Source organism: Azonexus sp. (genome assembly GCF_041909095.1).
In the GTDB taxonomy this organism is placed as follows: domain Bacteria; phylum Pseudomonadota; class Gammaproteobacteria; order Burkholderiales; family Rhodocyclaceae; genus Azonexus.
Window position 1 is genome coordinate 80961 of sequence record NZ_JAYREB010000011.1, and the last position, 11554, is coordinate 92514.

An 11554-nucleotide genomic window follows, 5' to 3' on the forward strand; every position below is an offset into this window, starting at 1 on the left:
CGCAATACGTTACACACCGTGTGGAGTATCGCGATTCAGCCCCAACCAACGATCCTGATCGTCGATGATGTTCCCGAGAACCTGAGTGTTCTCGGCGAGCTGCTGCAACCCTTCTACCGGGTGCTGGCCGCCAATTCCGGGCAGCGCGCGTTGCAGATCGCGCGCACCACGCCGCCGCCCGACCTCATCCTGCTCGACGTCATGATGCCCGGCATGGACGGCTACGACGTCCTCGCCGAACTGCGTGCCGAAGCCGCCACCCGCGACGTGCCGGTGGTTTTCGTCACCGCCATGGACAGCACCGACGACGAGGAACGCGGTCTTGACTGCGGCGCCGTCGACTACATCACCAAGCCGATCCGCCCGGCGATCGTCCTCGCCCGCGTCCGTACCCAGCTCGAACTGAAGAAGGCGCGCGACATCCTCAGCGACCACAACGCCTACCTCGAACAGGAAGTGGCGCGGCGGATGGCGGAAAACCAGCTTATCCAGGAAGTCAGCATCCACGCGCTCGCCCACCTGGCCGAAACGCGCGACCCGGAAACCGGCAACCACCTGCGCCGCACCCAGGAATACGTGCGCACGCTGGCGCGCAGCCTGAAGCAGCACCCGCGCTTCAGCGACTATCTCGACGAGCGCACCATCGACGCGCTGGCCCAGTCGGCACCGCTGCACGACATCGGCAAGGTCGGCATTCCCGACCACATCCTGCTCAAGCCCGGCAAGCTGACGCCGGAAGAATGGGAAATCATGAAAACCCACGCCGAAATCGGCGCCCAGGCGATCGCCCAGGCCGAAGCCGATTCGACGCGGCCAGTCGAGTTCCTGCGCATCGCCCAGGAAATCGCCCGCAGCCACCACGAAAAATGGGACGGTAGCGGCTACCCGGCCGGTCTCGCCGGCGAGCAGATCCCGATCTCGGCCCGCCTGATGGCGCTCGCCGACGTTTTCGACGCGCTGATCTGCGCCCGCGTCTACAAGCCGGCAATGCCGATGGAAGAAGCCTACCGCATCATCGTCGATGGCAGCGGCAAGCATTTCGACCCCGACCTCGTCGCCGCCTTCGTCCGCGAATTCGAAACCTTCAAACGCATCGCCGCCGCCTACGCCGAGTAAGCATCATGCCCGAGGCGCCCTCGCAGAACATCGGCTACACCGGGACCCCGCTGCGGATCGCCCTGCTCTACCTGGCCTTCGCGGCGCTCTGGATCCTGTTCAGCGACCAGGCGGTACACACCCTGATCGCCGACGAAGCCCTGCGCCATCGGGCCAACCTGTTCAAAGGCTGGTTCTTTGTCGGCATCACTGGCTTTCTGCTCTACATCGTCCTGCTGCGCCGCTTCCGGCAGATCGCTGAGGTCCATGAACAACTGCGCCAGGCCAATGCCGCCGAACATGCGGTCCTGCTGACGCTGAAGGAAGAAGGCGCCGTCCTCACCCGCTACGCCATCGCCTTCCAGGCCGCGCCGGTCGCTGCCTGCATCACCCGCCTGCAGGATGGCAAGCTGGTCGACGTCAATGAACGCCTGCTCGCGGACTACGGCTGGAAGCGCGAGAAACTGCTCGGCAAGACGACGGTCGAGGCCGGTCTCTGGGGATCTCCGGAAGACCGCCGGAAAATGCTCGAAGTCATCGCCCGCGACGGCCGGGTCAACGACCACGAGTGCATCGGCGTCGGCAGCGACGGTCGGCAGCGCGAGATCAGCCTGTCCGCCGAAGTCATTCACGTCGAGAACACCCCCTACCTCGTCGTCTTCGTCACCGACATCTCGCAGCGCGTCGCCACCGAACGCAGCTTGCGCGAGCGTGAGGAAAAACAGCGCCAGGCCAACGAAGAGCTGGAACGCTACCGCCTCCATCTGGAAGACATCGTCGCCGAGCGCACCAGCGAACTGGCCAATGCCCGCGACGCCGCCGAAGCGGCCAACCAGGCGAAGAGCGCCTTCCTCGCCAACATGAGCCACGAGATCCGGACGCCGATGAACGCCATCATCGGCCTTACCCACCTGACCCTGCGCCAGACCAGGGACAGCGCAACGATCGACCGGCTCGGCAAGGTGCAGGACGCCGCCCATCACCTGCTGGCGATCATCAACCAGATTCTCGACATCTCGAAGATCGAAGCCGGCAAGCTGGTACTGACGGCGAGCGACTTCCGCCTGCAGCAGATGATCGAGAATTCGTCGATGCTGATTGTCGACCGGGTGCGCTCGCGCGGTCTCGACTTCAAGACCGCGATCGACCCCCGGCTACCGGAAGTCCTGCACGGCGACCCGCTGCGCCTGGGGCAGATCCTGCTCAATTTCCTGACCAATGCCGTCAAATTCACCGAACACGGCAGCATCTCGATCCAGGTCGAACTGCTCGACAGCGACGCCCGCGGCCTGCTGGTCCGTTTTGCCGTCCACGACACCGGCATCGGCATCGCCCCGGCGCAGCAGGCGCGCCTCTTTCAGGCCTTCGAACAGGCCGACAGTTCGACCACCCGGCGCTTCGGCGGCACCGGTCTGGGGCTCGCCATCGCCCGCCACCTGGCCCATCTGATGGGCGGCGACACCGGTGTAGACAGCACCCCGGGCGTCGGCAGCACCTTCTGGTTCACTGCCCGCCTGCAGACCGGCAGCGATCCTCTGCCAAACGGACTGATACTTGACGCCAGCGACGCCGAAAGCAGTCTGCGTGCCCTGCCGGAAGCGCCGCACATCCTGCTCGTCGAGGACAACCCGATCAACCAGGAAGTCGCCCGCGACCTGCTCGAAGCCGTCGGCGTCGTCATCGATGTCGCCGCCAACGGCGCGGAGGCCATCGACTGCGTGCTCAACACGCACTACGACCTGATCCTGATGGACATGCAGATGCCGGTGATGGACGGTCTGACCGCCACCCGCAAGCTGCGCGACGAGGGCTGCAGCGCGCCGATCCTGGCGATGACCGCCAACGCCTTCGGCGAAGACCGGCGGCGTTGCCTCGAAGCCGGCATGAACGACCACATCGCCAAGCCGGTCAATCCGGAGAATCTCTACGCGGCGCTCGTCAAATGGCTGCCCGGCGCCAAACACGCTGCCAGCAAGGAAACGCCGCCTGCGCCGCCGGTGCGCGACGCGCGCGCCGAACTGGCGATCCAGCCCTGGCTCGACATCGAACGGGCAATGCTCTCGGTGCGCAACAACATCGCCAGCTTCCGGCGCCTGCTCAGCACTTTCCTCAAGGGACACGGCGACGACCCCGCCATCCTCGAAGCAGCGCGCCGCGAAGGCCGGCTCGACGATGCCCGCCATCTCGCCCACAATCTCAAGGGCGTCGCCGGCACGCTCGGGCTGCGCGACATCCACCTGGCGGCGGTCGCCCTCAACGATCTGCTGCTCAAGGCGGAACGCCCGGCGACCGAGGAAGATGCCGCCTTTGCCGCGCTGATCGGCGCACTGCACGAGACCAGCGACGGCATCACCCGCTACCTCGAGAATTACCCGGACCCGCAATGAACGCGAATTTCCCGATCAGCCTTGCTGACATCATGACCCGCGAGGTGCATTACGTCGCGCCGAACGAGCCGCTCCAGGCCGTCGCCCGGACGATGAGCGAGGCCGGCATTTCCAGCCTGCTGGTCGGCCCCCCGGAGGCCACCGTCGGCATCGTCACCGAAAGCAACCTGCTGCGCGCCATGCACTGGCAACTGCCGGGCACGACGCCGATCAGCCAACTGATGTCGCAGCCCCTGATCACGGCGCCGCCCGGTCTCGACCTGCTGGCCGCGCGCAAGCTGCTCGAAGCGCATCACATCCGCCATCTCGTGGTCCTTGCCGAGGACGGCCGCACCGCCGGCATCGTCAGCGAAACCGATTTCCGCCGTCATCTCGGCGCGCTCGCCTTCAGCCACCTGCGCACGCTGGAAGGCGTGATGGACCATGAAATGCCGCGCCTGCCACCAACCGCCAGACTTGCCGAGGCGCTGGCGCAGATGCTGCAACTGGCCAGCGACTACGTGCTGGTCGGCGATCTCGGCACGCCGCTCGGCATCGTCACCGAACGCGACATCCCGCGCCTGCTCGGGCAGCATCACGACGCCGCCGGCATCACGCTCGGCGAAGCGATGAGCAGCCCGCTGCGCGACATCGCCATCGACCGTCCGGTTGGCGAAGCGCTGTCGGCGATGGCCGGCCACGGCGTCCGCCACATGCTGGTGCGCGCCGCCGATGGGCGCAGCGTCGGCCTCATCAGCCAGCAACGCCTGTTCGAACAACTGGCGCTGCACGACATGGAAACCGCCCTCAACCGCCTGCGCGAGGAGCGCGACCGCCTGCGCCTGCTGGCCCAGCTCGACCTCGCCCTCTCCGCGGCCGGTGCTGGACTCTGGGAATACCGCAGCAACGACGGGCAACGCCAGCACAGCGAAGGCCTGCGCACCATGCTCGGCGATAGCGCGAACAGTCACACCAGTCTCGCCGACTGGCGCGCGCGCATCCATGCCGACGACCTGGCCGCCTACGATGCCGCCTTCGGCAAACTGCTCGACGGCGGCCAGTTACTGGCCGAATACCGCGTCCGCCACGCCGACGGACGCTGGCTCTGGGTCGAGGACCGCGGCTGCAGCAGCGAACAGGACCGCGACGGACAACCCGTCGCCTGTAGCGGCATCCTGGCCGACATCAGCAGCCGGCACGCCAGCCACGAGCGCATCGCGCGCCAGAACCGGGCGCTGCGCCTGCTCGCCGGCATCGCCCGCTGTGCCGTGCGTTGCAACGACGAAAGCGAACTGATCAGCCGAGCCTGCAACCTGATCGAGACTGACGGCGGCTACCACAGCGCCACGTTCTGCGCGGCCGACGCCGCACCGTCGGCTAACGACGCCGGCAGCATTGCCCTCGCCATCGAACACGACGGCGTCCGCTGCGGTTGGCTCCGTCTGCTACCGGCAACGCAGGCCGACGACGACGAGGAAAGGCAGCTGCGCGACGACATCGGCGTCGAACTCGGCCTCGGCATCGGCAAGATCCGGGCCCGGCAGCAACTTGCCAGCAGTGAGGCCAGCCTGCGCCAGCTGTCGCTGGCCATCGAGCAGAGTCCGCACGGCGTCATCATCACCAACCGCGAGCGCGGCATCGAATACGTCAACCAGGCCTTCGTCACCACCACCGGCTACCCGGCCGCCGAAGTGATCGGCAAGCCGCCGGCCATCCTGGCGGAAAACCTGACCGCCCAGAACGTCTTCGCCGAGATCGACGCCTGCATCCGGCGCGGTGAAATCTGGCGCGGCGAACTGTTGAGCCGGCGCCGCGACGGCTACTTCTACGACATCCGCGCCATCATCACGCCGGTCCGCCAAGCGGATGGCGAAGTCACCCATTACCTGGCGATCATCGAGGACATCACCGAGCGCAAGCGCAACCTGGCCGAACTCTCCCGCTACCGCGAACAGCTCGAAGCGCTGGTCGCCCAGCGCACGCACCAGCTGGTGCAGGCCAAGGAAGACGCCGAGGCGGCCAGCCGCTCGAAGAGCCGTTTCCTGGCCAACATGGGGCACGAAATCCGCACCCCGATGAACGCCATCCTCGGTCTAACCCACCTGCTCCAGCGCGACTTCGGCGACAGCCTTGCCGGCGAACGCCTGGACCGCATCGCCGACGCCGCCAACCAGTTGATGCAGCTGTTCAACGACATCCTCGACCTGTCGCGGCTGGAAGCCGGCAACCTGACCCCGGCCGACAGCGAGTTCCCGCTGCCCGAACTGATCGCCGAGCTCAGCCAGCAGTTCGCCGACAAAGCGGCAGCCAAGAACATCCTCCTCGAGCGCCAGATTGCTGCCGGCATCCCGGAGAAACTGCGCGGCGACGCACCGCACATCCGGCAGATCCTGCAGCAGTTGCTGTCCAACGCCGTCAAGTTTACCGACGCCGGCCGCATCACCGTTGCCGTCAGCAACCCGGACCGCGACGGCAACCACCTGCTGCTGCGCTTTTCGGTCAGCGACACCGGCATCGGCATCGCCGACGAGGTCAGCGCCCGCCTCTTCCACCCCTTCGAACAGGGCGACGACTCGACCACCCGCCGCCACGGCGGGGTCGGCCTTGGCCTGGTGATCAGCCGCCGCCTGGTCGAACTGCTTGGCGGCGAAATCGGCGTCACCAGCGCCCCCGGCCTCGGCAGCGAATTCTGGTTCACCCTGCCGCTGCAGGCGGTCGATGGCCCGTCGCCCGAGCTCAGCAGGGCAGCGCCCGCCGCCAGCCCACCCCCGGGTGACGGCGGCCAGCAGCTCGAGCAGATTCCCGGGCTGGACACCCGCCTGGGCCTGCATGCGGTACGGGGCAAACAGGCGATCTACGAGCGCCTGCTCAACAGCTTTGCCGGCAGCCACCTCGACGATTTTGCAAAGATTCGCGAGTTGTTGCTCTGTGGCGAGGAAGAAGAAGGCCGACGGCTCGCCCATTCGATCAAGGGTGCCGCCGGCACGCTCGGCGCCACCCGGGTGTTCGAAGCCGCCGCCGCCGTCGACCACGCCATCCGCCAGCAGCGCCCGGTCAGTGATGTTCTCGACCTGGTCGACGCCCTCGACAACGCCTACCGCGAACTGCACGATGCGCTCGCCCGTCTCCCCGCTAGCAGCGCACCGGCTGAGGTCGCAGGCGAAACCTTGAGCAGCGCGCAGATCCGCAGCCGCCTCGACGGCCTGGTGCGCCAGCTCATCGACGGCGACTTCGCCGTCCAGTCACGCCTGCAGCGCGACGCCGAGGTGCTGCGCCAGGCGCTCGGCGGCATGCACCCGGCCTTCGAGCGCAAGATCGCCGAATACGACTTTCCGGCCGCCGCCGAACTACTCGAACAGGCGTTGCAGAAGCTCGGCTGAGTCAACCCAGCCAGGCGCGCACGCCGTCGCCGGCGACATGGCCGCTGGCCAGGCAGGCGGTGAGCAGGTAGCCGCCGGTTGGCGCTTCCCAGTCGAGCATTTCGCCAGCGACGAAGAGGCCGGGCCGCGCGCGCACCATCAGCGCCGTGTCGAGCGCCTCGAAACGCACCCCGCCAGCGCTGCTGATCGCCTCGTCGAGCGGCCGCGGCGCCGTCACCGGCACGGCCAGCGCCTTGATCGCCGCGGCCAGCGCGGCGCTGTCGGCGAGCGTCGGCGGCGGACAGAGTTCGCGCAGCAGGGCCGCCTTGACACCTTCGATGCCGGCGCGGCGGCGCAGGTGGTTGGCCAGCGAATCGCGGCCGCGCGGCTGGGCCAGATCGGCGCGCAGGCGCTCGACGCTGCGCCCGGGCGCCAGGTCGAGCAGCAGTTGCGCCGGGCCGCCAGCCAACAGCGTGTCGCGTAGCGGCGCCGCCAGCGCATAGACCAGGCCGCCTTCGATGCCGCCGGCGGTGATGTTGAACTCGCCCGCCTGGCGCAAGGCGCCGCAACTGGCAACGACCGACTTGAGCGGGGCGCCGGCGAAACGCTCGCGGAAATGCGTGCTCCAGTCCACGTCGAAACCGCAGTTGGCCGGCTGCAACGGCGCCACCGGGATGCCGGCAGCGCTCAGCAGCGGCACCCAGGCGCCGTCCGAGCCGAGCTTGGCCCAGCTACCGCCGCCCAGCGCCAGCAGCGTGGCGTCGGCGGCCAGCGCAATCTCGCCCTCCGGCGTCGCCAAGCGCAGTTCGCCGGCAGCGTTCCAGCCCAGCCAGCGGTGCCGCACGTGCAAGCGCAGCCCCTGCCCGCGCAGGCGGTGCAGCCAGGCGCGCAGGAGCGGCGCCGCCTTCATTTCCTTGGGGAAAACGCGCCCCGAACTGCCGACGAAGGTTTCGATCCCGAGGCCGTGTATCCATTCGCGCAGCGCCGCCGGGCCGAAAACGTCGAGCAGCGGCGCGATCTGCGCGGCGCGCGCGCCGTAGCGGGCGATGAAGGCGGGCAACGCTTCGGCGTGGGTGATGTTCATGCCGCCGACGCCGGCGATCAGGAACTTGCGGCCGGGCGACGGCATCGCGTCGTAGAGGTCGACCTGCAGTCCCGGCTGGCCGGCCAGGCGCTCGGCGGCCATCAGGCCGGCCGGCCCGCCGCCGACGATGGCGACGCGCCGCATCAGGGCTGATCGGCGACGACCGGCGGATCGTCGAGGAGCCCCTCGGGGATTTCCTCCTCGTCGAGCGGGACGACGGTGACCGCGACTTCCGGTTCGGCGCCGCCGCCGCCGAGGATGATGCCGCGCAAGGGCGAGATGTCCGAGAAATCGCGGCCGATCGCCAGCGTGATGTGCTCGGTGTCGGGCAGCAGGTTATTGGTCGGGTCGAAATCGACCCAGTTGTCGGCGGTCCCCGGCGCATACACCGAAACCCAGGCGTGCGAGGCATCGGCGCCAATCAGCCGGGGCTTGCCCGGCGGCGGCCGGGTCAGCAGGTAGCCGCTGACGTAGCGCGCGGCGAGGCCGAGCGCGCGCAGGCAGGCGATCATCAGGTGGGCGAAATCCTGGCAGACGCCGCGCTTGTTTTCCAGCACCTCGAGCACCGGCGTGGACACCGTGGTCGCTTCGGGATCGAATTCGAACTCGTCGAAGATCTTCGCCATCAGCCGCTGCGCGCCGACCAGCACCGGCGTGCCGGGAGTGAAGCAATCGGCGGCGTAATCGGCGAGTTCGTGCTTGACCCGGACGTGCGGGCTTTCGAACAGGAAGCGGACGGCGTCGAGGTCTTCCGGCTGCGGCGGGTGGGCGTCGTAGGCCAGGCACTCGCGCACCGTTTCCCAGGGCAGCGAGGCGGCCAGGGTCTTGGCGTCTACCGGATGCGGGCGGACGGCGACGTTCATCGCCGAGCGGATGCGCAGGCTGTCGTGCGGCGCGTGGAAGGAAATCCAGGTCACCGGGTTGCCGAAGGCGTCCTCGCCGTCGCTGCGCCAGGTCGGCGCCGGCTCGATGTCGATACGCTGCTCGAACACTTCCTGCCAGGGCAGGAAGCGCGGCGCCAGATGCAGTTGCTGCTGCGACAGCGAAACGGCGCTGCCGTAGTCGTAGCGGGTCTCGTGCAGGACGTGGTAGCGGACGGCGGTCATGTTACAGCGCCATGGTCTGTCGGCTGATGTCGCCGACGTGGGTGAAGTAACGCATGGCCAGCGCATCCGACAGCGCTGCTGAGGCGGCGACCAGTTCGTCGAGCAACTGTGCCAGATCCTCGCACGGCGCGCTGCAGCTGCACTGGCTGAACTGCAGGCGCTCCAGCGCTTCGAGCGGGAAACGCTGGAGGCGGCGGGCGGCGCGCTGCAGGCGTTCGATCGGCTCGTGGCCGATTTCCTCGGCCATCCGCTCGACGTAGCGGCCGAGCGCCTCGACCTGGAAGAGGACGCCGTGCGGGTTGCTCTCGTCGAACACCAGCAGGTCGATCACCGGCAGCAGTTCGGCCTGGCGCGAGTAGCGCGAGCGGTAGGTGATGATCGAGTCGGCCAGTTCGAGCAGCCAGTCGAGACAGCCGGGCGCCCGGCTGGACGGCATGCGCAGGAAGTGGGCGATGGCCAGGGAGAGGAAGGCGAGACGCTCGAGGCGGCGGCCGACGATGAGGAAGCGCCAGCCGTCGTCGCGTGTCATGTTGTCCATCGCGAAACCGTTGAGCGACGCGGAAACCAGCAGCACGCGGTCGAGGAAGGCGATCGCCTCGGTCAGCGTCGGGTGTTTCTTCTGCGCTGCCTGCTGCTCGCGCTGCAGGCTGTTCAGCGAATGCCAGTGATCGAGCGAGAGGCGCTCGCGGACGTGCGTCGCCGACCACATCAGGCTGCGGATGCCGCCGGCCAGGCTGCCCGGCTGGTTGGGATCGTAGATCGCTTCGAGCAGCACATGCTCGCTGCCGTCGCCGCTGTCGACGTCCTCCTCCGGTTCCGGCAGGACGCCGAGGCGTTCGGCCAGTTCGAGGAGCGCCGCCACCGCCGGCGTCTTGCCGCCGCCGGCATCGACCACCCGGGCCAGGGCGACGCGCAGCAGGCGGGCGCTGTCGTCGAAGCGCTCGGAATAGCGGCCGAGCCAGAACAGGTTCTCGACGACGCGCGATGACAGGTTGGCGCCGGAACGCACCAGGTCGCGCACGCCGAACGAGGTTTTCAACAAGGTGAAGTCGCTGACCGGACCGTCGGTCAGCACCCAGGTATCCTTCGAGGCGCCGCCGCGCTGCATCGAGATGATGCGCGCGCCGGCGCCCTGCGCGACGCGGGTCAGGCCGCCCGGCATCACCGAATACTCGCCGGCGGCGTTGACCGCGGCGTAAGCGCGCAGGCCGACCGGGCGGGCGATCAGGCGGCGCTCGTGAGCACGGCTCCAGGTCGGCGCCTGCGCCAGGTTAACCATTTCCTGGGCGACGTAGGCATGCGGCCGGGCCTCGATGCGGCGCAGCATTTCCTCGCGCTCGGCGCCTTCCAGCTCGTGGCCGAAGACCGGCTCCATGCGCTGGGTCGGGTAGGCCGGCTTGATCACCAGGTCGTCGAAGTTTTCCTTGACGAACTCGAGCGCCGGCTTCTCGCCGCACCACCAGGTCGCCACCGACGGCATGGCCAGTTTCTCGCCGAGCAGTTCACGACAGAGCGCCGGCAGGAAGCCCATCAGCGCGCCGGAGGCGAGCAGGCCGCTACCGAGCGCGTTGGCGATGGCGACGCGGCCGGCGCGGGCGACGTTGAGCAGCCCGGGAATGCCGAGCGCCGAATCGCCGCGCAGTTCGAGCGGATCGCAGTAATCGTCGTCCTGCCGGCGCAGGATCACATGCACGCGCTTGAGGCCGCGCAGCGTCTTCAGGTACACGGTGTCGCCGCGCACCGTCAGGTCCTGCCCCTCGACCAGCGGGAAGCCGAGGTAGCGCGCCAGGTAGGCGTGCTCGAAGTAGGTTTCGTTGTACGGCCCCGGCGTCAGCAGCACGATGTGCGGCTGCTCGCCCGGATCGAGCGGCGCCAGCGCGGTCAGCCCGCTCTGCTGGTCGCGGAAGAAATCGGCCAGATGCTGGACGTGCAGGTCGCGGAACATTTCCGGGAAGACGCGCGAGACGACCAGCCGGTTTTCCAGCGCGTAGCCGGCGCCGGACGGCGCCTGCGTGCGGTCGGCGATCACCCACCAGCGGCCGTTCGGCGAGCGCGCCAGATCGACCGCGTAGTGATGCAGCCAGACCCCGCCCGGCGGCTTGACGCCCTGGCAGGGCCACAGGTAACCGTGCTGCCCGTAGACCAGCGCCGGCGGCAGCAGGCCCTTGGCGAGCAGCGTCTGTGGACCGTAGAGGTCGGCCAGGATGGCGTTGAGCAGCTTCGCCCGCTGCGCGACGGCGGACGAGACTTCGGCCCATTCGTCGGGCGGGATGATCAGCGGCACCGGGTCGAGCACCCACGGCCGGTCGGCACCGCTGGGGTCGGCGTAGACGTTGTAGGTGACGCCGTTTTCCAGGATTCGCCGGTCGGCGAAATCGAGCCGCTGGTGCATGTCCTCGGGCGACACCGCGTCGAGGTGATCGAAGAAGCGCTGCCAATGCGGACGCACGTTGCCGTCCGCCTTCAACATTTCGTCGTAGCGGCGACCACTGTGCGGATAGATGGCGAGAAGTGTACGGGCCATGGCTGCAAAAGAAACAGGCC

General features: G+C 68.3%; 6 protein-coding genes. 3 read left to right on the top strand and 3 right to left on the bottom strand.

Annotation, left to right across the window (positions count from 1 at the left end):
- Positions 1–27: 27 nt before the first annotated feature.
- The 3 genes from ACE3OV_RS16595 to ACE3OV_RS16605 are packed head-to-tail and all read left to right on the top strand — an operon-like array spanning position 28 to position 6841.
- On the top strand, positions 28–1116 hold the full coding sequence (locus ACE3OV_RS16595) for an HD-GYP domain-containing protein (RefSeq protein WP_374328631.1): 1089 nt from the start codon (positions 28–30) through the stop codon (positions 1114–1116).
- A gap of 5 nt (positions 1117–1121) precedes the next feature.
- On the top strand, positions 1122–3482 hold the full coding sequence (locus ACE3OV_RS16600; protein ID WP_374328602.1) for a response regulator: 2361 nt from the start codon (positions 1122–1124) through the stop codon (positions 3480–3482).
- Entirely contained in the window at positions 3479–6841 is a 3363-nt protein-coding gene (locus ACE3OV_RS16605) for a CBS domain-containing protein (RefSeq protein WP_374328603.1), read from the top strand. The genes ACE3OV_RS16600 and ACE3OV_RS16605 overlap by 4 nt, the downstream gene beginning before the upstream one ends.
- A 1-nt stretch (position 6842) precedes the next feature.
- Here ACE3OV_RS16605 and ACE3OV_RS16610 read toward each other — a convergent pair whose 3' ends face one another.
- From ACE3OV_RS16610 to ACE3OV_RS16620, 3 genes are read right to left on the bottom strand one after another with little or no spacing between them, the layout of a single operon-like run.
- On the bottom strand, positions 6843–8048 hold the full coding sequence (locus ACE3OV_RS16610) for a TIGR03862 family flavoprotein (protein WP_374328604.1): 1206 nt from the start codon (positions 8046–8048) through the stop codon (positions 6843–6845).
- Entirely contained in the window at positions 8048–9010 is a 963-nt protein-coding gene (locus ACE3OV_RS16615; RefSeq protein ID WP_374328605.1) for a transglutaminase domain-containing protein, read from the bottom strand. The genes ACE3OV_RS16610 and ACE3OV_RS16615 overlap by 1 nt, the downstream gene beginning before the upstream one ends.
- A gap of 1 nt (position 9011) precedes the next feature.
- A complete protein-coding gene (locus tag ACE3OV_RS16620; protein WP_374328606.1) occupies positions 9012–11534 on the bottom strand; it encodes a circularly permuted type 2 ATP-grasp protein in 2523 nt (840 codons plus the stop codon).
- Positions 11535–11554 lie beyond the last annotated feature (20 nt).

Excerpts from the sequence above, each read along its gene's own strand:
- ACE3OV_RS16615 (WP_374328605.1), bottom strand. The coding sequence starts at position 9,010 with ATGACCGCCGTCCGCTACCACGTCCTGCACGAGACCCGCTACGACTAC.
- ACE3OV_RS16605 (WP_374328603.1), top strand. The coding sequence starts at position 3,479 with ATGAACGCGAATTTCCCGATCAGCCTTGCTGACATCATGACCCGCGAG.
- ACE3OV_RS16610 (WP_374328604.1), bottom strand. The coding sequence starts at position 8,048 with ATGCGGCGCGTCGCCATCGTCGGCGGCGGGCCGGCCGGCCTGATGGCC.
- ACE3OV_RS16600 (WP_374328602.1), top strand. The coding sequence starts at position 1,122 with ATGCCCGAGGCGCCCTCGCAGAACATCGGCTACACCGGGACCCCGCTG.
- ACE3OV_RS16620 (WP_374328606.1), bottom strand. The coding sequence starts at position 11,534 with ATGGCCCGTACACTTCTCGCCATCTATCCGCACAGTGGTCGCCGCTAC.